The organism is Isoptericola sp. b408 (genome assembly GCF_030588085.1).
Lineage (GTDB): Bacteria > Actinomycetota > Actinomycetes > Actinomycetales > Cellulomonadaceae > Isoptericola > Isoptericola sediminis.
This window is the reverse complement of record NZ_JAUQYQ010000002.1, coordinates 572,572-596,985: the sequence shown is the minus strand read 5'-3', so window position 1 is coordinate 596,985 and position 24,414 is coordinate 572,572. Positions and strand designations below refer to the sequence as shown.

The following is a 24,414-nucleotide window of genomic DNA, read 5'->3' as shown; positions in this document are numbered from 1 at the left end:
GCGGGCGCGTCTCGTGCATGGATGGGACGGGACGTCGTTGGCCCGTAGGGACTGCTGGGCGGGACCGGCCGGGGTGGTTCCCCTGCCGGCGCCGCCCTAGGTGCGTGGGGCCGGGTCCTGGTCGGTCCCGGCCGCCGACGCGTCCTGGTCGGTCGTACCTGTCGTCTCGGTGACCTCCTCGTCCGGGGCGGACTCGTCCGTCCCCGAGGGAGCGTCGTCGGTCTCGGTCGGTGCATCGGTGACCTGCCGTTCGCCGTCCTCACGACCGGGCAGGGCGACACCGTCCTCGCGACCGGGACGCAGCCGACCGATGACGACGAACGCGACGACGGCACCCAGGCCGACGATGATCGACGTCCACACGTTCAGCCGCAGCCCGAGCACCATCTCGGCGGTGTCGATGCGGAGCATCTCGATCCACACCCTACCGAGGGTGTAGATCGCGACGTAGGCCCAGAATACCCTCCCATGACCGAGTCTGTACCGGCGGTCGAGCCAGATGAGAAGCGCGGCGGCCGCCAGGTTCCACAGCATCTCGTAGAGGAAGGTCGGGTGGAACAGGGTTCCGGCGGCGTACTCCACCCCGGTGGCCGGGTCGACCGGGAGGTACTCCGCGTCGATCTCGAGCCCCCAGGGCAGCTCGGTCGGGGCGCCGAAGAGCTCCTGGTTGAACCAGTTGCCGAGGCGCCCGATCGCCTGGGCGACGAGCAGGCCGGGGGCCAGGGCGTCGGCGAACGTGCTCAGTCGCACTCCCTGGCGGCGGCAGCCGATCCACGCACCGACGGCCCCGAGCGCGACGGCGCCCCAGATGCCCAGACCGCCCTCCCAGATGTAGAGCGCCCGGACGGGGTCGCCGTTCTCCCCCCAGTACGCGTCGGGCGAGGAGATGACGTGGTAGATCCGGCCGCCGATGATGCCGAAGGGAACGGCCCAGAAGGCGATCTCCAGCACGTCGTCGGGGTCGCCACCCCGGTCCTTCCACCGGCGCATGGTCATCCAGACGGCCACGACGATGCCGGCCAGGATCGCCAGCGCGTAGGCGCGCAACGGCAACGGTCCCAGGTACCACGTGTGCTCGGGCGGGCTCGGGATCGCGGTCACGAGACGGTCGACGGTCATGCGTCACCCCCGCCGGTGCGGGCGCGGGCCACGCCGTCGGCCAGGTCACGCGTGACCTCGGCCAGCGCGGTCAGACGGTCGGACCAGGGCTCCTCGCCCAGCAGGGTCCGGACGAAGGCCGAGCCGACGATCACGCCGTCGGCGTAGCGCCCCACCTCGGCGGCCTGGTCGCCGGTCGAGACGCCCAGGCCCACGCACACGTGGGACGCCCCGGCGGCACGGGTGTCGGCCACGAGCTGCTCGGCCCGGCGACCCACCGAGGCGCGCGCACCCGTGACGCCCATCGTCGAGGCGGCGTAGACGAACCCGCGCGAGGCCTTCGCCGTCAGCCGCAGGCGTTCCGGGGTCGAGCTCGGCGCGACGAGGTAGACCTTGTCCAGGCCGTGCTCGTCCGCGGCGGCGTTCCAGGCGTCCCCCTCGTCGGGGATGAGGTCCGGCGTGATCATGCCGGCGCCGCCCGCGGCCGCGAGGTCCCGGGCGAACGCGGCCACGCCGTAGCGCAGCACCGGGTTGTAGTACGACATCACCAGCGCCGGGACCTGACCGCCGGAACGCTCCGCCACGGCCTCCACGACACGCAGCACGTCCCGCACCCGGGCACCGCCGCGCAGGGCCGCCTCGGCGGCCTCCTGGATCACCGGGCCGTCCATGACCGGGTCCGAGTAGGGCACCCCGATCTCCACGACGTCCACCCCGGCGTCGACCATGGTCGTCACGGCCTCCACCGAGCGCTCCACGTCGGGGTAGCCGACGGGCAGGTAGCCCACCAGGGCGGGCCGACCCTGCGCGCGCAGCGCGTCGAGGCGGGCCGCCGTCGCCGACGTCGTCACGGTTCCGGTCACTGGTCCCCCTCGGTCGCCGGCTCCTCGTGCAGCAGGCCGAACCAGCGCGCCGCCGTGGCCACGTCCTTGTCCCCCCGTCCGGAGAGGTTCACCAGGATCACCTGGTCCCGCAGGCCGGCGTCGGCCATCCGGCGGCCGACCCTCAGCACGCCGGCGAGGGCGTGCGCGGACTCGATCGCGGGGATGATGCCCTCGGTCCGGCACAGCAGGCGGAACGCCTCCATCGCCTCGTCGTCGGTCACGGGTTCGTAGGTCGCCCGGCCGATGTCGTGCAGCCACGAGTGCGCCGGGCCGACGCTGGGATAGTCCAGGCCCGCCGAGACGGAGTGGCTCGGGCGCGTCTGGCCGTCGTCGTCCTGCAGCAGGTACGAGCGCGCCCCGTGCAGCACCCCCGGCGCACCACCGGAGAACCGGGCCGCGTGCCGACCGGACTCGATGCCCTCGCCGCCGGCCTCGAACCCGTAGAGCGCGACGCCGTCGTCGTCCAGGAAGGCGTTGAAGATCCCCAGGGCGTTCGAGCCGCCGCCGACGCAGGCCGCCACGGCGTCCGGCAGCCTCCCGACGCGCTCGAGCACCTGCTCGCGCGCCTCGGTGCCGATGATGCGGTGGAACTCGCGCACCATCTCGGGGAACGGGTGCGGCCCGGTGACGGTCCCGAGCAGGTAGTGCGTCGAGTCGACGTTGGTGACCCAGTCGCGCAGGGCCTCGTTGATGGCGTCCTTGAGGGTCCGGGTGCCGAGGGCGACCGGGACGACGGTCGCGCCCAGCAGCTCCATCCGCGCCACGTTGAGCGCCTGGCGCCGCGTGTCCTCCTCGCCCATGTAGACGACGCACTCCAGGCCCATGAGGGCCGCGGCCGTCGCGGTCGCGACGCCGTGCTGGCCGGCACCCGTCTCGGCGATCACCCGGGACTTGCCCATGCGCTTGACCAGCAGCGCCTGGCCGAGCACGTTGTTGATCTTGTGCGAGCCGGTGTGGTTCAGGTCCTCCCGCTTGAGGAACACGCGCACGGCGTCACCGCCGGCGTGCTCGGCGAAGCGCGGCACCTCGGTCAGCGGCGACGGACGGCCGGTGTACTCGCGGTGCAGACGGCTCAGGTCCGCCGCGAACCCGGGGTCCTGCTGCGCCTTGCGGAACTCGGCCTCCAGCTCGTCGAGGGCGGCGATCAGGGCCTCGGGGACGTAGCGGCCGCCGAACTCGCCGAAGTACGGGCCGTGGACGTCGGCGAGCCGACCGGCGTCCTGGTCGGCCAGGGTCTCGGTCAGCGCGTCGCGCACGGGCTGGTCGGACTGCTCGGGCACAGGCGCTCCTTCATGACGGACGGGACGGGCGGTGGGTCGGGTGCGGGGTGGGCGGCCGGCCCTCAGGGCTGGACGGCGGGGCGTACCGACCACAGCGAGGGGTGCTGCCCGGCGGCGACGAGGTCGGCGACGGACCGGCGCGGTTCGCCGTCGGTCACCAGGGCCTCCCCCACCAGCACGGCGTGCGCACCGGACCGCGCGTACTCCATGACGTCGTGCGGGCCCCGGACGCCGGACTCGGCGACGCGGACGACGTCGTCGGGGATCAGCGGTGCGAGCTGGGCGAACGTGTCCCGGCGCACCTCGAGGGTCTTGAGGTCCCGGGCGTTGACGCCGATCACGCGGGCACCGGCGTCGAGGGCACGGTGCACCTCGTCGGCGGTGTGCACCTCGACCAGAGCGGTCATGCCCAGGGAGTGGACGCGTTCGATCAGCGACGTGAGCACGGTCTGCTCCAGGGCCGCGACGATCAGCAGCACCAGGTCGGCGCCGTGGGCCCGGGCCTCCCAGACCTGGTACGGGGTGACGACGAAGTCCTTGCGCAGCACGGGCACGTCGACGGTCGCACGCACGGCGTCCAGGTCGGCGAGGCTGCCGCCGAACCGGCGCTGCTCGGTCAGCACCGAGATCACGCTGGCGCCGCCGGCGGCGTACTCCTCGGCCAGGGCCGCCGGGTCGCTGATGGGGGCCAGGTCGCCCTTGGAGGGGCTCGACCGCTTGACCTCGGCGATCACGGCGACGCGGTCCTCGGAGCGAAGCATCGCGCAGCACTCCAGGGCCCCGGGAACCCGTGCAGCGCGCTGCTTGAGCTCCGCGAGCGAGGTCCGTGCCTGACGGTCCGCGAGGTCCGCCCGGACCCCGGCGACGATGTCCTCCAGGACTGTCATGCTTTCCCCTCCCCCGGATGTGTTCCTTGCCATGGTAGGCCGGTCACGCGGTGGTCAGGACCACCGACCGCTGGGCGAGACGCCCCGACGGCACCCTCACGCTGCTCCCGGCGGCCCGGAGGCCACATCGTTATCTCCTCGTGACGCGCGGCGCCGGGACGCCGACGCCCCCGGGAACGACGACGGCGCCCGGACCCGGGAGGGGGTCGGGGCGCCGTCGTGGCGGTCGGGGACGGGTCAGCTCGAGGCCGGCTCTTCCTGCGTCCGGGCGCCCTGTCGGGGCTGTCCGTAGCCCATGTTGCGCATGACCAGACCGACCAGGCAGGACACGACCACGACGCCCATCCCGACCCAGAAGAGCGCGAAGGGCACGCCCGGCAGGCAGCCGAGCGAGGCCAGCAGCGCACCGAGGATGACGCCGGTCATCGCGGTCCACGCGGCCAGGGTGTGACCGTGATTGGTGGGCGGGACCGCTTCCGGCAGGTACGTCGGCTCAGCGGTGCGGTGGTCGGTCATGGGTGGGGACAGCCTTTCGTCACGAAGTTCAGGGATCAGACTACCGGTCGGAGGACGGGTCGGTGCCGCGGGAGAGCGCGTCCCAGTCCGCCTGCGCGTCGGCGGCGTCGTCGTCCGTCCGGGGCTCCTCGCCACCGGCGGTCGCGACGGGGCCGCCCGCACGTTCGTGCCGACCCCCGGTGGCCGGCCAGGAACCGGCGCCGACCAGGCCGAGCACGGCCACGACGGCGATGCCCGCACCGGCGACGACCGCCAGCCAGGGCCAGGGCGTCAGCGACACGGGCGCCGTGAGCTCGGTCACCCCGGCCGCGTCGGCGGCGGCCGTCACGGCGGGCCCGACCGGGTCGCGCAGGACGGCCGCCGTCCCGCCGACGACGGCCAGTCCCGCCAGCACCGCCACGACCAGCGCCACCCGGCGCGCGACGCGACCGGCCAGGGTCGTCGCCAGGGCGCACGCCACGGTGACGAACGCGGCGGCGCTCACCACCGGTGCCGCCGAGGTGCCGGCGACCTCGACGGTCACCTCCGGCTGCAGCGCCGTCGCCACCGTGGTGCGCAGCCACACCGGCGCCGAGACCCCGAACGTCGCCGCGCCGAGCAGCAGCAGCAGCGCGACCGCCCGGCCGCGCGACCGGATCATGACGCCCGCCCGGCGGAGAGGTCCGCGAACTGTGCCGCGAGCTGCACGGCGCGCACCGCGGCGGCCGCCTTGTTGCGCGACTCGGCGTACTCCAGGGCGGGCACCGAGTCGGCGACGATGCCCCCGCCGGCCTGGACCGACGCCCGGCCCTCCCGCAGGAACGCCGTCCGGATCGCGATGGCCATGTCCATGTTGCCGCCGAAGTCCAGGTACCCGCAGGTCCCGCCGTAGATCCCGCGCGAGGCGGGTTCGAGCTCGTCGATCAGCGCGATCGCCCGTGGCTTGGGCGCCCCGGACAGCGTCCCCGCCGGGAAGGTCGCCCTGAACGTCTCCAGCGCGGTCGCCCCGGGGCGGAGGCGCCCCACGACGGTCGAGCACAGGTGCATGATGTGGCTGAACCGGCGCGTGACCATGAACTCCACGACCTCGACGCTCGTGGGCTCGCACACCTTGACCAGGTCGTTGCGGGACAGGTCCACGAGCATCAGGTGCTCGGCGCGCTCCTTGGGATCGGCGATGAGCTCCTCGGCCAGGGCGACGTCCTCCTCGACCGTCGCCCCGCGCGGCCGGGACCCGGCGATCGGATACGTCGTCACGTGGCCCGCGTCGACCTTCACCAGCGTCTCGGGGCTGGAACCGACGACGGCGAAGTCCCGCTCGCGGTGGTCACGGAGCTGGAAGTAGTACATGTACGGGCTGGGGTTGATGGTCCGCAGCGCCCGGTAGACGTCGAGCGGCGCGGCCGGGCAGTCGAGGTCGAGCCGCTGCGAGAGCACGACCTGGAAGACCTCGCCCTCGCGGATCGCCTCCTTGCCGGCCCGGACGGCGTCCTCGAACTCGTCCCGGGTGGACCGGAACTCCAGCTCGGGGCCCGCGACGTCCGGGTCCACGACGGTGCGCACCGGCGTCGTCGGCTCCGCGAGACCCGCCGCGAGCCGGTCCAGCCGCGACACCGCGTCGGCGTGCGCCTCGTCCACCCGCTCGTCGGTGCCGTCGGCGTTGATCGCGTTGGCGATGAGCCACACCGCACCGGAGTGGTGGTCGACGGCCACCAGGTCGGTCGCCAGGGACAGCGCGACCTCCGGCACGTCGAGCTCGTCCGGGGCCTCGGCGGGCAGCGTCGGCTCCCAGTGCCGGACCACGTCCCAGCCCATCGCCCCGACGAACCCGCCGGTCAGGGGCGGCAGCCCGTCGATCGGCTCCGTGCGCAACGCCTGCAGCGCGGCCTCGAGCACCTCCAGGACATCACCCTCGGTCGGGATCCCGGCCGGGACGTCGCCGTGCCAGACGGCGCGGCCGCCGTCCGACAGCAGGGTCGCCCGCGAGCGCACCCCGACGAACGACCAGCGGGCCCACGCGCCGCCGGCCTCGGCGGACTCCAGGACGAACGTGCCGGGCCGGTCCTGCGCCAGCGTGCGGTACAGCCCGACCGGCGTCACGTCGTCGGCCAGGACGCGACGCACCACCGGGATGACGCGGCGGTCCCGCGCCAGCTCGCGGAAGGCGCCCAGCCCCGGCCACGTGGCACCCCAGGTGAGCTCGTCGGCCGTCGGCGCGACGGCGGGAGCCTGGGCGGAGGGGGAGGCAGAGGTCGTCACCGGGTCTCCTCGGCGGTCTCGTCGGGACGGTGGCCGACGACGGTGGGCAGCTCGCCGCCGGCCTCGAAGCAGGTGCGCGTGCCCGTGTGGCAGGCGGCACCGACCTGGTCGACACGGACGAGCAGGGTGTCGCCGTCGCAGTCGAGCGCGACCGACCGCACGTACTGCCGGTGGCCCGAGGTGTCGCCCTTGCGCCAGTACTCCCCGCGGGAGCGGCTCCAGAACGTCACCCGGCCCGTCGTGAGCGTGCGGTGCAGGGCCTCGTCGTCCATCCAGCCGAGCATCAGCACCTCGAGGGTGTCGTGCTGCTGCACGACGGCGGCGACGAGCCCCTGCTCGTCGCGCTTGAGGCGGGCGGCCACGGCGGGGTCGAGGGAGTCCTGGTTGTGCACGCCAGCATCCTTTCACGTCGAGGGCGCCGGACGGGGCCGCGTCTCAGCGGGTCTGGGCCACCCACGAGGCGTGCATGCGGGCGTACACGCCCCCGGCCGCCGCCAGCTCCTCGTGCGGCCCGACCTCGACCACGTGCCCGTCGTCGACGACCACGACGAGGTCGCTGGCCTCGGCCGTGGACAGCCGGTGGGCGATCGTGATCGTCGAGCGGCCCGACGTCAGGGCGTCCAGCGCCCGCGCGATGCGCACCTCCGTGGCCGGGTCGACCGCGGACGTCGCCTCGTCGAGCACGAGCAGGTCGGGCGCCGCCAGGTAGGCGCGGGCGACGGCGACGAGCTGCCGCTCCCCCGCGGACAGGGCCTCGCCGCGCTGGCCCACGTCCGTGTCCAGCCCGGCGGGGAGACCGGCGACCCAGTCCGTCAGCCCCAGCGCCTCGAACGCGGCGGCGACGCGGGCACGCACCTCCGGGTCCTCGGGGGCGGCCTCGGGCAACCCGTAGGCGACGTTGCTCAGCACCGTGCCGTCGAACAGGAAACCCTCCTGCGGCACGAGGACCACGCGCTCGCGCAGCCGTGCCAGCGGGATGCGCCGCAGGTCCACGCCGTCGAGCTCGACCCGGCCGTCCGTGGGGTCCATGAGGCGGGCGACCAGCTTGGCGATGGTCGTCTTGCCCGAGCCGGTCTGCCCGACCACGGCGACCTTGCGCCGCGCGGGCAGCTCCAGGTCCACGCCGTGCAGGACCTCGGGCCCGTCCGGGTAGGCGTACCGCACGCCGCGCAGCGCCACGTGGGCGTCCCCGCGGGGGCTGTCCACCCCGTCGGCCCCGGCGTCGACGACGTCCAGCGGCGTCTCGACGACCGCCAGCACCCGCCGCCAGCCGGCCACGGCGTTCTGGAGCTCGTTGAGGATCTCCGTGGCCATCTGCACCGGCCCGGTGAAGAGCTGGACCAGGAACAGGAACGCGACGAGCTGCCCGGCCGTCAGTCCCCCGCCGATGCCGAGGTAGGAGCCGACGACCACGACGACGGCGAGCACCAGGGTCGCCATGAAGGTGCCCGAGGAGAACACGCTGGCCACCAGCAGCAGAGCCCGGCCCTGGGTCCGCCGCGCCTCGTCGATGGCGGCGTCGATGCGCCGACCCGTGCGGGCCTCGACGCCGTAGGCGCGGACGGTCTCGGCGCCGACGACGGACTCGGAGACGGCGGCGAGCATGGCGCCGACCTTCTCGCGCGAGCGCCCGAACGCCCGCCCCACCGACCGCTGGGCGTACCGCAGGATGACGAACAGCGGCACGAAGCACAGCCAGACCACGGCGGTCAGCGCCGGGGAGTAGACCGCCATGAGGGCGGTGGCGACCGCGATCTGGAGCGTGGAGACGAGCAGCATGATGCCGCCCCACTGCACGAAGTGGGAGATCTGGTCGACGTCGGTGGTGACCCGCGAGACGAGGGCACCCCGACGCTCCGAGCCCTGCGAGAGCGTGGACAGGTCGTGCACGTGCCGGAAGGCACGTACCCGCAGCGTCGCCAGCCCGGCCTCCGTCCGGCGGAACAGCCGCACGTTCACCACGGCGGTGCACAGCCCGGCCACGACGATCGCCCCGGCGGCCAGCAGGGTCAGCGTCAGGACCTGCGAGGCGTCCGGGCCGCCGTCGGCGAGGATGCCGTCGTCGACGGTGCGCTGGACCGCCAGCGGCACCACGACCCGTCCGGCCGCCGCCAGGACGGCCAGCGCGAGCGTGACCCACAGCCCCTGGACGATCTGCGGGGAGATCTCCAGCCCCCGGCGCAGCGTGGCGAGCACGCCCAGCTCGCTGGCCGACGCGATGCGCGAGTCGCTCATCGGACCTCCTCCGTCTCGGTCTCCCAGGGTTCGGGCACGTCCTCGCCGGCGGCCCGCTCGTCCGCCAGCTCGCGCTCGCGGCGGGCGGTCTCGACCTCGTAGGCGGTGGCGAGCTCGCGGTAGCCCGGGTCACGCGCCAGCAGCGCGTCGTGGGTGCCGACGTCCACGACACGCCCGCCGTCGAGGTGGACCACCAGGTCGGCCATCGCCACCGAGGACATCCGGTAGGCGACCATGACGACGGTCGTGGCGCGCCGGCCGTCGTCGGAGCGCGCGGCCAGCCCGGCGAGGATCTGCTGCTCGACGCGGGGGTCGACGGCGCTGGTGGCGTCGTCGAGCACGAGCAGCCGGGGACGCCGCACGAGCGCCCGGGCGATGGCGAGCCGCTGCCGCTGGCCCCCGGACAGGTTCGCTCCCCGCTCGCCCAGACGGGCGTCGAGGCCGTCCGGCAGGGCCCGCACGACGTCGTCGACCCGGGCCAGCGCGAGGGCGTCCCACACGGCGGCGTCGATCTCGGGGGTGACCTCGTCGGCGAGGGTGACGTTGGCGCGCACGGTGTCCTCGAAGACGAACGTCTGCTGCGCGACGAGGGACACCTGGGCCGGGATCTCGCCGTCGGCGACCCCGCGCAGGTCGGTGCCGTCCAGCAGCACGGTCCCGCGCGCGGGGTCGCTGAGCCGGCTGAGCAGCGAGACCAGCGTGGTCTTGCCCGCACCGGTGGCGCCCACCACGGCGACGGTGGTGCCGGCGGGGATGTCGAGGGTGACGTCGTCGAGCAGCCGGGCGGTGCGGCCGGCGGCCGGCACGTCGACCCCGACGCCCTCGAGGCGGACCGCGAGGCCGGCCTCCCCGGCCGGGAGCCGCCCGGTGCCGGGCGTCAGCTCGCCCCGCGCGTCGAGCACGCGGGTGATGCGGTCGTAGCCCACCAGGGCGCGCGGGATCTCGCCGAGCACCCAGCCGAAGGCCCGGACGGGCACGGCCATGATGGTGAGCAGGTACGCCGCGGTGACCACGTCGCCGACGTCGACGGCACCGGCCGCGGCGCGGGAGGCCCCGACGCCGAGGACGAGCAGCGTGCCGAGGTTGGGCAGCAGCTCGATGACCGGGTCGAAGACCGCACGCACGACGCCGACGCGGACGTTGGCGGTGCGCAGGTCGTCGGTCGTCCGGGCGAAACGCCGCTCCTCGCGGTCGGCCGTGCCGAGCGACTTCACCAGCAGCGCCGCCTCGAAGGACTCGTGCGCCACGTCCGCGACCTCCGCCCGCAGCTGCTGGGCGCGGGTCGCGGCCGGGGCCATGTACCGCTGGAAGACCAGGTTGGCGGCGACGGCGGCCGGGATCACCACCAGTGCCGCGAGGGCGAGCCAGGGATCGATGACGAAGAGCATCACCGTCGCGACGGCGATCATCACGACCACGCCGAGGGCGAAGGGCAGCGGGTTGAACACCCCGGTGGCGGCCTCGACGTCGGCGCTGGCGTTGGACAGCAGCTGGCCCGCCGGGTGCGCCCGGTGCCACGACATCGGCAGGCGCAGGTACTGGCGGGTCACCCCGCGCCGGTGCTGGGCCTGCAGGCCGACGTTGCCCCAGCCGGCCCAGATCCGCCGGCCGGCCACGGACAGCGCGAGCGTCAGGGCGACCAGGGCGAGCACTCCCCCGGCGAGCCAGATGTCCGCGCGCGCCGCGGCGTCGCCCGACAGCGCGGGCACGACGACGGCGTCGGTCGCCCAGCCCACGGCGCGGCTCACGGCGACCGTCGCGGCGCCGAACAGCGCCGAGGCGACCACGGCGCCCGTGAAGAGCCGTGGTTCGGCACGCAGACCTCGCCACAGCAGCAGGACGCTGCGGCGCAGCCGCGACCCGGTCAGGGTCGCCGGGCGGGCGGGTTCGGGCACGACGGGACCTCACAGGTGTCTCGGGGATCAGAGGTGATCCTAGCGCGCCCGGGGCAACTGCCCGCGGCCGCACGTCGCCGGTCCCGGCGGGTTCAGCGCACCTCGACCCCGGCGGCCCGCATCGCGTCCTTGACCTCGCCGACCGTCAGGGTGCCGAAGTGGAAGACGCTGGCGGCCAGCACGGCGTCGGCACCGGCCCGGGCCGCGGCGACGAAGTGCTCGGGGGTCCCGGCGCCGCCGGAGGCGACCAGCGGGACGTGGACGCGCTCGCGCACCGCACGCAGCATCTCCAGGTCGAACCCGCCGGTGGTGCCGTCGGCGTCCATCGAGTTCAGCAGGATCTCGCCGGCACCCAGCTCGGCGCCTCGTGCGGCCCACTCCACGGCGTCGATGCCGGTGCCGCGGCGGCCGCCGTGGGTGGTCACCTCGTAGCCCGACGGCGTCGTGGTGTCCCCGGTCACGCGGCGGGCGTCCACCGAGAGGGTGAGCACCTGGTTGCCGAAGCGGTCGGCGATCTCCGCGATCAGCTCGGGGCGGGCGATCGCCGCGGTGTTCACGCCGACCTTGTCCGCCCCGGCGCGCAGCAGCCGGTCGACGTCCTCGGCCGACCGGACACCCCCGCCGACCGTCAGGGGGACGAAGATCTCCTCCGCGGTGCGGCGCACCACGTCGATCATGGTCTCCCGGTCGCCGGAGGAGGCCGAGACGTCGAGGAACGTCACCTCGTCGGCACCCTCGGTGTCGTACCGGTCGGCGAGCTCCACCGGGTCGCCGGCGTCGCGCAGGTTGGTGAAGTTGACGCCCTTGACGACCCGTCCGGCGTCGACGTCGAGGCACGGGATCACCCGAACGGCCACGGTCATGCGGTCCTCATCCTTCGGTCGTGCCGGCGGACGACGCGCCGCCGCCCTGGGTGCCGGCCGCCTCGTCGGCCCCCTCGCCGTCCTCGTCCGGGACCGGCTCGTCCTGCGTGACCTGGAAGCGCGCGTCGAGGATGTCGATGACGTAGACGAGGGTCTCGTCGGCCAGCTCGCTGTTGGTGCCACCGTAGCCCAGGTGCGGGGGCACCACGAGCATCACCTGCGACCCGACGGACTGCTCGAGCAGTCCCTGGTCCCAGCCCTCCACCAGTCGGCCGATGCCGATCGTCGCGGACTGCGGGGCCACACCGTCGCCCCAGCTCGAGTCGACGACCCGGCCGTCGCTCCACCGCACCGCGACGTAGCGCGCGGTCACCATCTGCCCGACCTCGACCTGGGGGCCGTCCCCGCGGATCAGCGGTTGCACGACGAGCTCGCCCGGCGGCTCACCGCCCTCGACGAGGACCGTCGGGCTGCCGTCGGGGTCGCGGACCACCTGCGGCAGCCCCTCGACCGGCTCGACGACGTCCCCGGTGGCCCGGGTCGGCAGCACGTCCACGACGAGCACGACCGGGACGTCGTCGTCCTTCTCGACCACCAGGACGCGCGCCCCGACCCTCTTTCCCCGCAACGAGTCGTAGAGGTTCTGGCCCAACGAGTCCGGGTCGAACGTGTACCAGGCGGGAGCGTCCAGGTAGGTCGAGGAGATCACGCTGCCGTCGCGCCCGTCCTCGGCGTACATGTGCAGCAGGACGGGCTCGCCGGTCTCCAGCGGTTCCCCGCCCCCGGGGCGCAGCGTGCGCGACCCGGACTGGACGATCTGGTAGGGCTGCGGGTACTCGAGGGCCGGTGGCTGCCCCTCCGGACCGGTGACCTGCACCGGGACCTGGGAGGGCAGCGGGCTCGGGGTGACCCGGTCCCACACCGGCGTCCCGCAGCCGGTCAGCGTCAGCACGACGGCCAGGACGGCGACGAGCAGACGGGGACGGGCGGGGAGCACCGGGACAGTCTGCCACGTCGGCCCGGAGGCCCCGGAACGGCCGCCGGTCCAGGGGACGGCCTCCTACATGGACTCGATGAGCCGTTCGACGCGCTCGTCGACGTTGCGGAACGGGTCCTTGCACAGGACGGTGCGCTGGGCCTGGTCGTTGAGCTTGAGGTGCACCCAGTCGACCGTGTAGTCGCGTCGCGCGTCCTGGGCGGCCCGCACGAAGTCGCCGCGCAGCTTGGCCCGCGTCGTCTGGGGCGGGATCGCCGTGGACTCGAAGACCTCGAGGTCGGTCACCACCCGCTCGACCATCCCCCGCGCCGCGAGCAGGTTGTAGAGCCCCTCCGTGCGGGAGATGTCGTGGTAGGCCAGGTCCAGGCGCGCGACCCGGGGGTCGTCCATCGACAGGTCGTGCTTGGCCCGGTACCGCTCGATGAGCCGCCACTTGATGACCCAGTCGAGCTCGCGGTCCACCAGGGTCAGGTCGCCCGACTCCAGGGCGCGCAGGCCCCGCTCCCACAGGTCCAGCGTCTGCTTGACCTGCGGGGTGGGGTCCAGGTGGGCGTCGACGTGCTCGCGCACCCGCTGGTAGTACTCCCCCTGGACGTCGACCGCCGTCGCGGTCCGGCCGTTCGCGAGCTGGACCGGGTGCTTGCCCGAGGAGTCGTGACTGATCTCGCGGATCGCCCGGATCGGGTTCTCCAGGGAGAGGTCCCGCACCGGGACCCCGGCCTCGACCAGCCGCAGCACCAGGTCGGTGGCACCGACCTTGAGCAGCGTGGTCGTCTCCGACATCGAGGAGTCGCCGACGATGACGTGCAGGCGCCGGTAGTGCTCGGCGTCGGCGTGCGGCTCGTCGCGCGTGTTGATGATCGGCCGCGAGCGCGTCGTCGCGCTGGAGACGGCCTCCCAGATGTGGTCGGCCCGCTGGGACAGGCAGTACGTCGCCCCGCGGGGGGTGGCCAGGACCTTCCCGGCGCCGGTGAGCACCTGGCGCGTGATGAGGAACGGCACCAGCACGTCGCTGAGGCGGGAGAAGTCGCCCTGGCGGCGCACCAGGTAGTTCTCGTGGCAGCCGTAGGAGTTGCCCGCCGAGTCCGTGTTGTTCTTGAACAGGTGCACCTTGCCCGGCAGGCCCTCGTGCTCGAGACGCTGCTGGGCGTCGGCGACGAGCCCCTCGAGGATGCGCTCGCCGCCGCGGTCGTAGGCCACGAGCTGGCGGACGTCGTCGCACTCGGCGGTGGCGTACTCGGGGTGCGAGCCGACGTCCAGGTACAGCCGGGAGCCGTTGCGCAGGAACACGTTGGAGGAACGGCCCCAGGCCACGACCTTGCGGAACAGGTAGCGCGCGACCTCGTCCGCGCTCAGCCCCCGTCCGTCGTCGGCCGCGCACGTGACGCCGTACTCGGTCTCCAGCCCGAAGATCCTGCGGTCCATGTCCGCCCCCTCAGTCGTCCCCGCGCAGCAGCTCGGCCAGCGCGTCGCCCTGCCACCGGCGGAAGGCCCGCCGGGTGCGGCGGCGGTCCAGCACCGCCACCTCCAGCCCGCCCGCGGGGATCTCGCGTTCCTGACCCTCGGCGGCGATCGATCCGTCCGTGCTCACCGCGCCGAGCGTGCGCACGGCGAGACGCAGCACGGCGGCGAGGTCCATGCCCGGCTCCCAGCCCTCGCGCAGCCGGGAGGTGAGCTGGTCGGCCTGGCCGCCCATGACCACGAACCCGTGCTCGTCGGCCACCGAGCCGTCGTACGACAGCCGGTACAGCTGGTCGTCGGCCGGCGTGGCCCCCACCTCGGCGACGACGAGCTCGACCTCGAGCGGCTTGGACTCCGTGGTGAAGACCGTCCCGAGGGTCTGCGCGTAGGCGTTGGCGAGCCCGCGGGCCGTCACGTCGGTGCGGTCGTAGGAGTACCCGCGCAGGTCGGCGTACCGCACGCCCGCCACGCGCAGGTTCTCGAACTCGTTGTACTTGCCGACGGCGGCGAAGGCGATGCGGTCGTAGATCTCCGAGATCTTGTGCAGCGCCCGCGACGGGTTCTCCGTGGCGAAGGCGATGCCGTCGTCGTACGCGAGCACGACGACGGAGCGGCCGCGGCCGATGCCCTTGCGCGCGAAGTCCGCCCGGTCCTTCATCAGCTGCTCGGGCGAGACGTAGAACGGCATGTTCATGCGCGCGAACCCTCCTGACGACGATCGGCCACGATCTGCTCCACGACGGCCGCGAGGGCGTCGTCCGGGACCCGCCGGTACCCGTCGGCGGTCACGGTCGCCACCACCGGCCAGATGCGCCGGACCGTGTCGGGCCCGCCGGTGGCGCTGTCGTCGTCGGCCGCGTCGTAGAGCGCCTCCACGGCCACGGCGACGGCGGCGTCCGCGACCAGACCCTGGCGCCAGCGCTTCTTCAGCGACCCCCGGGCGAAGACCGAGCCCGACCCCACCGAGTGGTGGTCGTGCTCCTCGTACCGCCCGCCGGTGACGTCGTAGCTGAACAGCCGGCCGGTGGACCGGTCGAGGTCGAAGCCGCCGAACAGCGGCACGACGGCCAGCCCCTGCATCGCCAGCGGCAGGTTGCCGCGGATGATCGCCGCGAGCCGGTTCGCCTTGCCGTCCAGCGAGAGCTGGGAGCCTTCGATCTTCTCGTAGTGCTCCAGCTCGAGCTGGAACAGCCGCACGAGCTCGAGCGCGATCCCGGCGGACCCGGCGATCCCGACGGCGGAGTGGTCGTCGGCGTCGAAGACCTTCTCGATCTCGCGGTTCGCGATGAGGTTGCCCATCGTCGCCCGGCGGTCGCCCGCCATGACGACGCCGCGGCCGTGCTCGTCGTCCCCGAAGGTGAGGGCGACGATGGTGGTCGCGTGCGGCGCCATGTCCGAGGCCGACCCCGTCAGGCCGGTCGGACGGTTCCCGGGCAGCAGCGCCGGGGCGTGCTCGCCCAGGAAGTCGACGAACGAGCTCGACCCCGGACGCAGGAACGCGTCCGGCAGCCGGCCGGAGGACTCAGCGGATGAGGCGGTCACTCACTGCCCACCCTTCTGCACGAATCCCCGGACGAACGACTCCGCGTTCGACTCCAGGACCTCGTCGATCTCCTCCAGCAGCGAGTCGACCTCCGCGTCGCGGTCGGCGGCCTGCGGGGCGGCCGGGGCAGGGGCCTCCGCGTCGTCGTCCTCGGGCGTGCGGTCGTGGTCCTGCGGGTTGATGCGTTCCTGACCGGCCATGGTCCGCCTCCTTCGCGTTCCCTGCGGGTGTTGGCAAGCCTATGTCGTCCTGGGCGAGGTGCAGCGCAGACTCACGATTCCCCCCGCAACCCCGTCAGCAGGGTGGTCGCGTCCGGGCTCGCGTCCAGGAGCTGGCCGATGTGCTGGGCGGTGCCGCGCAGCGGGTCCGGCATCGGCACGCGCTGCAACGAGGCGGCACCCGCGACGTCGAAGATCACCGAGTCCCAGCTGGCCGCCGAGACCTCGTCGGCGTAGCGCTCCATCACCTCGCCGCGGAACCACGCCCGCGTGTCCGTCGGCGGGTGGTGCACCGCGCGGGCGACCTCGTCCTCGGTGGTGATCCGCTCCACCGCCCCGGAGGCCACCAGCCGGTGGTAGATCCCCCGCTCGGGGCGCACGTCCGACCACTGCAGGTCGAGGGCTCCCAGCCGCGGGTGGTCCCAGTCCAGGCCGTCGCGGGAGCGCAGGCGCTCCAGGAGGCGCAGCTTGGCCACCCACTCGACCTCGCGGGCGCAGGACATCGGGTCCTCGGCGAGCCGCTCGAGGACGTCGCGCCAGCGGGCGACGACCTCGTCGGACGCGGCGTCCGAGCCGAGGGCCGCCAGCGACCGCGTCACGAGGTCGAGCAGTCGCCGCTGGATCTCCAGCGCGGTGGCCGTCGTCCCTTCGGCGAGGTCGAGACCGGCGTCCAGGTCGAGGTCGCGCGAGACCTGCCGCACGGCCGGGACCGGGTCGGCGAGCCGGAGCCGGGACAGCTCGGCGCGGGCCGCGACCCCGGCCTCGGCGAGGTCGTCCAGGTGCTCGAGCACCCACAGCACCAGCGAGGTGGTGCCCAGCTTGAGGTAGGTGGCGACCTCGAGGTGGTTGGCGTCGCCGAGGATGAGGTGCAGGCGGCGCCAGCGCGTCCGATCGGCGTGCGGCTCGTCGCGCGTGTTGACGATCGGCCGGCGCAGGGTCGTCTCCAGGCCGATCTCGGCCTCGATGTAGTCGGCACGCTGCGAGAGCTGGAACCCGGGCTCGTCCCCGGTCTGGCCGAGCCCGACACGGCCGGAGCCGGTGTACACCTGCCGGGTGACGAGGAACGCGGTGACCAGCTCCGCGAGCGTGCTGAAGGGCAGGTCGCGGTCGACCAGGTAGTTCTCGTGGGTGCCGTAGCTCGCGCCCTTGCCGTCGACGTTGTTCTTGTAGAGCACGATCTCGGTGCCCGGCACCTGGGCCAGGTGCCGGGAGGCCGCCAGCATCACCCGTTCGCCGGCCACGTCCCACACGACGGCGTCGCGCGGGTTGGTGACCTCCGGCGAGGAGTACTCGGGATGGGCGTGGTCCACGTACAGCCGGGCGCCGTTGGTGAGGATGCAGTTGGCGGCGCTCGGGTCGTCGTAGTCCTCCGCCTCCGGGCGCTCGACGCTCTCGGGCGTGGCCGCCGTGTCCCCGGCGCCGTCCGTGCCGGACGGCGCCGGGGCGTCCGGGTCGTCCGTCAGCAGGGACGGGTGGGCGGAGGCGCGGTCGAGGTGGAAGCCGCGGGCGTCCGCCAGCGGGTCCTCGTCGTCGTAGTCCCACCGCGCCGGCGGGTGGCCGGGACGGCCGTCCTGGACCAGCGCCCGATAGGTGGTCACGACCTGGGAGCTCATCAGCATCGGGTTCGCCATCGGGCGCCCCGGGGACAGCACGCCGTACTCGGTCTCGATGCCCATCACGCGTCGCACGCTCACACGCCCACCCTATGCGGGGACCGGTCCCCACCGCGTCGATAGGGTGAGCCCGTGGTGGATTGGTTCACGCGGGCCGTGCGCGGCCACGACTGCGGCGAGGCCGCGCTCGCCGTCGACTGGTCGGCGACGCCGCTCGGCCCTCCCGACGCCTGGCCCACGGGCCTGCGACGGGCCGTCGAGCTGTGCTTCAGCACCCGGTTCGCCGTCCTGGTGACCTGGGGCCCCGAGCTCACCATGATCTACAACGACGGGTACCGCGAGATGCTCGGTCGCGACCTGCACCCGCAGGCCATGGGCGCTGCCGCGCCGAAGCTCTGGGGACAGATCTGGGACGAGGTCGGTCCCCTGTTCGACGACGTCATGCGCACGGGCAGGCCCACCTGGGACGTCGACATGCCGTTGATGATGGACCGGTCGGGGTTCGTCGAGGAGACCCGGTTCACCTTCTCGTACAGCCCGCTGCGAGACGACGACGGTGTGGTGCAGGGCGTCATGGACATCGCGACCGAGACCACCGACCAGGTCGTCGACCGACGTCGCCTGTCCACCCTCAGCCGCCTCTCGTTCGCGCTCCACGGACACCACGGCGACCCCGAGGATGTGGCCGACCTGGCCACCGCGGTGCTGCGAGACGCCGAGGACGTCGGCTTGGTGCACGTCTCCCTCGGTGACCCGGGCGGGCCGGACCGGCACGACGAGGCGACCGACCGCCGGGACACGGCATGGCCAGCGGGACCGGTCTGGCACGGCCGGACGCTGTTCGCTCCCCTGGACACCCACCCGGAGCGGCCTCCGCTCGGGACGATCACGCTGCGGGGCAACGAGCAGCGGCCTCTCGACGAGACGCAGCGCGCCTTCCTCCTGCTGCTCGCGTCGACCGTGTCGCACGCCGTCGCCGCGGCGGAGGAGCACCGGAGCCGCGTCGGTCGGCTCACCAGCGTCAGCGACGCGCTGCAGCAGGCCATGGTGCCCGCCACCCCGGCGTCACCACGTTGGCAGACGCACTACCGACCCGCCGACCACAGGATGGCGGTGGGCGGGGACTGGTTCGACGTGGTCGAGCTGTCCTCGGGCCGGTTCGGGCTGGTCGTCGGCGACTGCGTCGGCCACGGTGTCGTGGCGGCCGCGTCCATGGGGAGGCTCAGCAGCGCGGGACGCGCGCTGATGCTGGCGGGGTCCGGTCCCGCGCAGGTCCTCACGATGCTCGACGAGTTCGCCCGGACCGTGCCCGGTGCCGAGCTCGCGACGGTCTTCTGCGGCGTGGTCGAGCCCGCGACGATGACGCTCACCTACTCCAGCGCCGGGCATCCCCCGGGACTGCTGGTCGGCACCGACGGCGCCAGCGCATGGCTGGACGGTGCCCGCGGCCCGCTGCTCACCCTGCCGCACGCCGGCCGGTCGGAGCACACGACGACGCTCGCCCCCGGCGACACCGTGCTGCTCTACACCGACGGCCTGGTCGAACGGCGCGACACGAGGATCCGGGACGGCCTCGAGCGTCTCGCGGCGTTGGCCCGCGCCGAGTGCCGCGGCACCCCGCTGGGCGAGCTGCCCGAGCGCCTCCTCGACGCGATGCTGCCCGACGGCGCCCGCGACGACGTCGCTCTCGTGGCCTACCGCACAGCCTGAGCGCCGCACCCCCACGGCCCCCCCGGTTACAGGTACTGACCGGTGGAGTGCACCGTGTCGATGGTCCGCGGCGTGCTGTGCTCGCCCTTCTTCTTCGAGATCGTGCGGATGAAGACGATCCGCTCGCCCTTCTTGCCGCTGATACGGGCCCAGTCGTCGGGGTTCGTCGTGTTCGGCAGGTCCTCGTTCTCCTGGAACTCGTCGACGCACGCCGCCAGCAGGTGCTCCACGCGGATCCCGCGCTGACCGGAGGCCAGGAGGTCCTTGATCGCCGACTTCTTGGCCCGGTCCACGACGTTCTCGATCATGGCCCCGGAGTTGAAGTCCTTGAAGTACAGCGTCTCCTTGTCGCCGCTGGCGTAGGTGACCTCGAGGAACTGGTTGTCCTCGTCCTCGGCGTACATCCGCTCCACGACGGACCGGACCATCGCCTGGACGGCCTCCGCCGGGTCCCCGCCGTGCTCGGCGAGGTCGTCGGTGTGGATCGGCAGGTCGGGGGTGAGGTACTTGCCGAAGATCTCCGTGGCCCCCTCCGCGTCGGGACGCTCGATCTTGATCTTCACGTCCAGCCGCCCGGGACGCAGGATCGCCGGGTCGATCATGTCCTCCCGGTTGGAGGCACCGATGACGATGACGTTGTCGAGCCGCTCCACCCCGTCGATCTCGGCGAGCAGCTGCGGCACGATCGTGGTCTCGACGTCCGAGGAGAGCCCCGTCCCGCGGGTGCGGAACAGCGACTCCATCTCGTCGAAGAACACGACCACGGGCATCCCCTGACTGGCCTTCTCCCGGGCCCGGGCGAAGATCAGGCGGATGTGCCGCTCGGTCTCCCCGACGTACTTGTTGAGCAGCTCGGGGCCCTTGACGTTGAGGAAGAAGCTCTTCGCGTTGGGGTCGCCCCCGCGCTTCTCGGCCACCATGTGCGCCAGCGAGGAGGCGACGGCCTTGGCGATGAGGGTCTTGCCGCAGCCCGGAGGGCCGTAGAGCAGGACGCCCTTGGGCGGGCGCAGCCCGTGCTCGCGGAACAGGTCGGGGTGGGAGAAGGGCAGCTCGACGGCGTCACGGATCGCCTCAATCTGCTCCCCCAGGCCGCCGATGTCCTCGTAGGCGATGTCCGGCACCTCTTCGAGGACCAGCTCCTCGACCTCCGACTTCGGCACCACCTCGAAGACGAACCCGCTGCGTACGTCGACCGTCAGGGCGTCGCCGACCCGCAGCGTGTCGGCGGCGACGGAGCCGGCCAGACGCACGACGCGCTCCTCGTCGGCGCGTCCGACGACCAGCACGCGCTCGTGGTCGAGGACCTCCTTGACCGTGACGAGCTCACCGGTGCGCTCGTAGCCCCCGGCGCCGACGACGGTCATCGCCTCGTTGAGCTTGACCTCCTGGCCCGGGGCGAGGTCGGCCAGCCGCAGCTGGGGACTGGCCTGGACGTGCATCTTGCGGCCCTGCGAGACGACGTCGACCGACCCGTCGTCGTGCGCCGACAGGAACGTGGCGTAGGTCCCGGGCGGCTTGGCGAGGTCGTCGATCTGCTTCTTCAGCTCGACGATCTGCTCGCGGGCCGCGCGCAGCGCCTCGGCGAGCCGCTCGTTCTTCGCCGCGAGCAGCGCCAGCTGGGCGTCGCGACCGGACGGCGCCGGCGTGTCCGAGTGCTCCGGGCGAACAGGCTGGTCGGTCATGGCGTCCCCTTCCGTGCGGCCCGGGCATCCTCCCCTCCGCTGAGAGGATTCCTCCCGGGTGACAGCACCCTACGGGTCAACGCCGACAACGTGTGGCACATTTCACGGTCGGGTCCCGACGTTCACACGATGACGACCGAACCGTGACTCCCCCGCAATCTGCCGGGAACGTCACTCCGGTTCCTGGCCGACCTGACGACGCACGCGACGGATCTTCTTGTCCGAGACCGCCTTCTCGCCGAGCTCCTCCTCGTTCCAGCGGCCGGCGCCCCACTGTTCCTCGTCGCCCGGGCGCGAACCCTTGGCCGGACGCCGCTTGCGCACCGGCGGGGTGACGCCGTCGGCCAGCCGGCGCGCGGTCAGCAGGAAGCCGGTGTGCCCGACCATCCGGTGCTGCGGCCGGACCGCCAGGCCCTCGAGGTGCCAGCCGCGCACCATCGACTCCCAGGCGGACGGCTCGGCGAACCGTCCGTCGGCGCGCAGCGCCTCGGCGGTCCGGGACAGCTGGGTCGCGGTGGCGACGTAGCAGACCAGCACACCGCCCGGGATCAGTGCCTCGGCGACCGCGTCCACGTTCTCCCACGGCGCGAGCATGTCCAGCACGACGCGGTCCACCGAGCCAGGGTCCACGACCTCGCCCGCCCGGTCGGCCAGGTCGCCGGTGTGCAGGTGCCAGGCGGGGTGGGGGCCGCCGAAGAACGTCTCGACGTTGCCGCGCGCGATCGCGGCGAAGTCCTCTCGGCGCTCGATCGAGTGCAGCTCGCCCGCGTCGCCGACGGCGCGCAGCAGCGACATGGTCAGCGCGCCCGAGCCGACGCCGGCCTCGAGGACCCGGGCGCCGGGGAAGATGTCCGCCATCTGGATGATCTGGCCGGCGTCCTTGGGGTAGACGACGGCGGCACCCCGCGGCATCGACAGCACGTAGTCGCTGAGCAGCGGGCGCAGGGCGAGGTACTCGATCCCGGCCGTGTTCGTGACCACCCAGCCCTCGGGACGCCCGAGGAGGTCCTCGTGGCGGAAGTAGCCCTTGTGCGTGTGGAAGGTGGCGTTCTCGGCGAGCGTGATCGTGTGCATCCGACCCTTGGGGTCGGTCAGCTGGACCTTGTCGCCGACGCGGAAGGGACCGCGGCGGATGTCGGCACCGGTGGCGGAGGAGGAAGTCACGCCGGTCGAGTCTACCGGCGGCCCGCCGGGCGGACCGCCGCCGCGACCCGTGCCACGTCCAGCACCGCGACGACCCGGCCGCCGTCCGTCACCGGTACCACGCGCGCCCCGCCGGAGACACGGGCCAGGTGCTCCAGCAGCTCGGGTCCGGACTGCTCCAGCGCGACGGCCGCTCCCGCGGGGAACGGGACGAGGGCCGACTCGACCGGGACGGCCGCCGCCTGGTCGGCCGGGACGGCGGCCGCGGCCTGCGGGTCCACCCACCCGGTCGGCTCGCCGCGGTCGTCCACGACCACGACCGCGACCTCGCCGTGGCCGCGCGCCGCCCGACCGGCCTCGGCGACGGGACTCCCCGCCGGGACCACGACGGCGGTGGTCATCAGGGTGCGCACGTCGATCCGGCTGACGGCGTCGCGCCGCCGGCCGGCCCGCATGGCCTCGGAGGCACCGGACCAGAGGAACGCCCCGATGAGCGCGGCCCACATGACGGTGAAGAGGTCCGGGCTGCGCCCGCCGACGAGCGGCCAGACCAGGGCGCCGAGCACGACGGCGAGACCGACGGCACGGCCGACCCACCCGGCGGCCACCGTGCCCGTCGTCCGGGACCCGGTGAGGGCCCAGACGGCGGACTCGAGCACCTGCCCGCCGTCGAGCGGCAGGCCGGGGAGCAGGTTGAACGCCCCGACGAACGCGTTGGAGAACGCCCCCGCGTACAGCAGCAGCGCAGGGATCGACGACGACGACTGGGCGGTGAAGAGGAACCAGAACGCGGCGGCGAGCGCCAGGTTCGTCAGAGGTCCGACGACGGCGATCAGCGCGCTGTCCCGCGGGCGGCGCACGGCCCCCGAGTAGGCCGTGTGACCACCCCACAGCGTCAGGGCCAGCTCGTCCACGCGGTGACCGCGCGCCCGCGCCACCAGCGCGTGCGCGACCTCGTGGCAGAACACCGAGGCGAACAGCAGCAGGACGAACGCGAAGGCCACGACCAGGACGCCGACCGTTCCCATCGCCGGGGCGAAGGCGCGCACCGTCGGCGCGAAGAGCAGCGTCAGCACGACGGCTGCCACGAACCACGACCGGGTCACCAGGACGGGTGCACCGGCCACGCGGCCGATCCGCCACCCGGAGGAGCGTTGAGTCACCGGTCCAGGCTATCCGGCGTGGCGCCCGGGAACCGCTGGCGCCCGGCAGCGGTCGTGTGGGCGGCCGGCCGTAGGGTGTCACGCATGACGACGACGGCGGATCCTGCCACCGGTTCACCGGACGCCACGGAGGTCGACACCGCGGCGGAGGCGCCCCGTAGACCGGCCCTGTCGCCGTCGCGGGCGAACGACTTCATGCAGTGCCCGCTGCTGTTCCGGTTCCGGACGGTGGACCGGCTGCCGGAGCCTCCGTCCTCGGCCGCGGCGCGCGGCACCCTCGTCCACGCCGTGCTGGAGCGCCTCTACGACGCCCCGCTCGGGGAGCGCACCCCCGAGGCGGCGCGCGCCCTGCTGCCGGGCGAGTGGGAGCGGCTGGTCGAGGTCGAGCCCCGCTACGCCGAGCTGTTCACCCCCGGCGGCGACGCCACCGGCCAACCCCTCGAGACCTGGCTCGAGGGCGCCGGACGACTGCTGGGCACGTACTTCACGCTGGAGGACCCGAACCGGCTCGAACCCGCGGCGCGCGAGCTGAAGGTGGAGAGCCAGCTCGAGGACGGGCCGCTGCTGCGCGGCGTCGTCGACCGCCTCGACGTCGCCCCCGACGGGGCGGTCCGCGTGGTCGACTACAAGTCCGGCCGGTCGCCGCGCCCGGGTTTCGAGGCCTCGGCGCTGTTCCAGATGCGGTTCTACGGTCTGGTCGTCTGGCGCGAGCGGGGCGTCCTGCCGAAGATGCTGCAGCTCGTCTACCTGGGGGACGGCCAGGTGCTGCGCGCCGAGCCCCGCGCACGCGAGCTGGAGGTCACCGAGGCCAAGGTGCGCAGCCTGTGGGACGCCATCACCACGGCGGCCCGCCGGGGCGAGTTCGTCCCGAAGCAGAGCAAGCTGTGCGGCTGGTGCGCCCACCAGGCCGTGTGCCCGGCCTTCGACGGCACTCCCCCGCCGCTCCCGGCCGACGCCCTGCGCCGACGGCTGGGGGTCGAGGTCTAGC

22 protein-coding genes are annotated in these 24,414 nt (G+C 73.6%); 2 read left to right on the top strand and 20 right to left on the bottom strand.

Going from position 1 to position 24,414, the window contains the following annotated elements; all coding sequences use genetic code 11:
• Positions 1-96 precede the first annotated feature (96 nt).
• The 17 genes from lgt to dop form a co-directional block, all read right to left on the bottom strand.
• Positions 97-1,119: a prolipoprotein diacylglyceryl transferase gene (lgt, locus tag Q6347_RS08465; RefSeq protein WP_304604022.1), complete on the bottom strand. Its 1,023-nt coding sequence runs from the start codon at positions 1,117-1,119 to the stop codon at positions 97-99.
• A complete protein-coding gene (trpA, locus tag Q6347_RS08460; RefSeq protein WP_304604023.1) occupies positions 1,116-1,961 on the bottom strand; it encodes a tryptophan synthase subunit alpha in 846 nt (281 codons plus the stop codon). Before trpA ends, lgt begins: the two co-directional genes overlap by 4 nt.
• Positions 1,958-3,226 (bottom strand): tryptophan synthase subunit beta, encoded by a 1,269-nt coding sequence (gene trpB / locus Q6347_RS08455; RefSeq protein WP_216077834.1) that lies wholly within the window; start codon positions 3,224-3,226, stop codon positions 1,958-1,960. The genes trpA and trpB overlap by 4 nt, the downstream gene beginning before the upstream one ends.
• A gap of 98 nt (positions 3,227-3,324) precedes the next feature.
• Positions 3,325-4,149, bottom strand: coding sequence for an indole-3-glycerol phosphate synthase TrpC (trpC, locus tag Q6347_RS08450; RefSeq protein ID WP_171248296.1), 825 nt, complete (start codon positions 4,147-4,149; stop codon positions 3,325-3,327).
• Positions 4,150-4,386: 237 nt separating this feature from the next.
• Positions 4,387-4,665, bottom strand: coding sequence for an HGxxPAAW family protein (locus Q6347_RS08445; RefSeq protein ID WP_304604024.1), 279 nt, complete (start codon positions 4,663-4,665; stop codon positions 4,387-4,389).
• Positions 4,666-4,705: 40 nt separating this feature from the next.
• Positions 4,706-5,305, bottom strand: coding sequence for a Trp biosynthesis-associated membrane protein (locus Q6347_RS08440; RefSeq protein WP_304604025.1), 600 nt, complete (start codon positions 5,303-5,305; stop codon positions 4,706-4,708).
• Complete coding sequence (locus Q6347_RS08435) at positions 5,302-6,903, bottom strand: anthranilate synthase component I (RefSeq protein WP_304607136.1); 1,602 nt, start codon at positions 6,901-6,903, stop codon at positions 5,302-5,304. The genes Q6347_RS08440 and Q6347_RS08435 overlap by 4 nt, the downstream gene beginning before the upstream one ends.
• Positions 6,900-7,295, bottom strand: coding sequence for a phosphoribosyl-AMP cyclohydrolase (hisI, locus tag Q6347_RS08430; protein WP_304607135.1), 396 nt, complete (start codon positions 7,293-7,295; stop codon positions 6,900-6,902). Before hisI ends, Q6347_RS08435 begins: the two co-directional genes overlap by 4 nt.
• A 43-nt stretch (positions 7,296-7,338) precedes the next feature.
• Positions 7,339-9,138: an ABC transporter ATP-binding protein gene (locus Q6347_RS08425; protein WP_304604027.1), complete on the bottom strand. Its 1,800-nt coding sequence runs from the start codon at positions 9,136-9,138 to the stop codon at positions 7,339-7,341.
• Positions 9,135-11,033: an ABC transporter ATP-binding protein gene (locus tag Q6347_RS08420; protein ID WP_304607134.1), complete on the bottom strand. Its 1,899-nt coding sequence runs from the start codon at positions 11,031-11,033 to the stop codon at positions 9,135-9,137. The genes Q6347_RS08425 and Q6347_RS08420 overlap by 4 nt, the downstream gene beginning before the upstream one ends.
• A 92-nt stretch (positions 11,034-11,125) precedes the next feature.
• Positions 11,126-11,896, bottom strand: coding sequence for an imidazole glycerol phosphate synthase subunit HisF (gene hisF, locus Q6347_RS08415; RefSeq protein WP_304604029.1), 771 nt, complete (start codon positions 11,894-11,896; stop codon positions 11,126-11,128).
• A 7-nt stretch (positions 11,897-11,903) separates the two neighbouring features.
• Complete coding sequence (locus tag Q6347_RS08410; protein ID WP_304604030.1) at positions 11,904-12,893, bottom strand: FKBP-type peptidyl-prolyl cis-trans isomerase; 990 nt, start codon at positions 12,891-12,893, stop codon at positions 11,904-11,906.
• A gap of 63 nt (positions 12,894-12,956) precedes the next feature.
• A complete protein-coding gene (pafA, locus tag Q6347_RS08405) occupies positions 12,957-14,318 on the bottom strand; it encodes a Pup--protein ligase (RefSeq protein ID WP_171248288.1) in 1,362 nt (453 codons plus the stop codon).
• A gap of 10 nt (positions 14,319-14,328) precedes the next feature.
• Positions 14,329-15,048 carry a proteasome subunit alpha gene (prcA, locus tag Q6347_RS08400; protein ID WP_171248287.1) on the bottom strand — a complete coding sequence of 240 codons (720 nt, stop codon included), beginning with the start codon at positions 15,046-15,048 and terminating at the stop codon, positions 14,329-14,331.
• Positions 15,045-15,896 carry a proteasome subunit beta gene (gene prcB, locus Q6347_RS08395; protein ID WP_304607133.1) on the bottom strand — a complete coding sequence of 284 codons (852 nt, stop codon included), beginning with the start codon at positions 15,894-15,896 and terminating at the stop codon, positions 15,045-15,047. Before prcB ends, prcA begins: the two co-directional genes overlap by 4 nt.
• Positions 15,897-16,097 (bottom strand): ubiquitin-like protein Pup, encoded by a 201-nt coding sequence (locus Q6347_RS08390; RefSeq protein WP_171248285.1) that lies wholly within the window; start codon positions 16,095-16,097, stop codon positions 15,897-15,899.
• 71 nt (positions 16,098-16,168) lie between these two features.
• The gene (gene dop, locus Q6347_RS08385) at positions 16,169-17,791 is read right to left on the bottom strand and encodes a depupylase/deamidase Dop (RefSeq protein ID WP_304607154.1); all 1,623 of its coding nucleotides are present in this window, start codon (positions 17,789-17,791) and stop codon (positions 16,169-16,171) included.
• Between the two features lie 69 nt (positions 17,792-17,860).
• Between dop and Q6347_RS08380 the strand changes: the two genes are divergently transcribed.
• A complete protein-coding gene (locus Q6347_RS08380; RefSeq protein WP_304607132.1) occupies positions 17,861-19,438 on the top strand; it encodes a PP2C family protein-serine/threonine phosphatase in 1,578 nt (525 codons plus the stop codon).
• Between the two features lie 26 nt (positions 19,439-19,464).
• On the opposite strand, the gene arc is transcribed toward Q6347_RS08380, so the two are convergent.
• From arc to Q6347_RS08365, 3 genes are all read right to left on the bottom strand, one after another.
• Positions 19,465-21,120 carry a proteasome ATPase gene (gene arc / locus Q6347_RS08375; RefSeq protein WP_304604033.1) on the bottom strand — a complete coding sequence of 552 codons (1,656 nt, stop codon included), beginning with the start codon at positions 21,118-21,120 and terminating at the stop codon, positions 19,465-19,467.
• A gap of 171 nt (positions 21,121-21,291) precedes the next feature.
• Positions 21,292-22,284, bottom strand: a complete 993-nt coding sequence (locus Q6347_RS08370; RefSeq protein ID WP_304607131.1) for a tRNA (adenine-N1)-methyltransferase — start codon at positions 22,282-22,284, stop codon at positions 21,292-21,294.
• A gap of 11 nt (positions 22,285-22,295) precedes the next feature.
• Entirely contained in the window at positions 22,296-23,426 is a 1,131-nt protein-coding gene (locus Q6347_RS08365; RefSeq protein WP_304607130.1) for a site-2 protease family protein, read from the bottom strand.
• A gap of 84 nt (positions 23,427-23,510) precedes the next feature.
• Here Q6347_RS08365 and Q6347_RS08360 point away from each other — a divergent pair, with 84 nt between their 5' ends.
• Positions 23,511-24,413: a PD-(D/E)XK nuclease family protein gene (locus Q6347_RS08360; protein ID WP_304604036.1), complete on the top strand. Its 903-nt coding sequence runs from the start codon at positions 23,511-23,513 to the stop codon at positions 24,411-24,413.
• Position 24,414 lies beyond the last annotated feature (1 nt).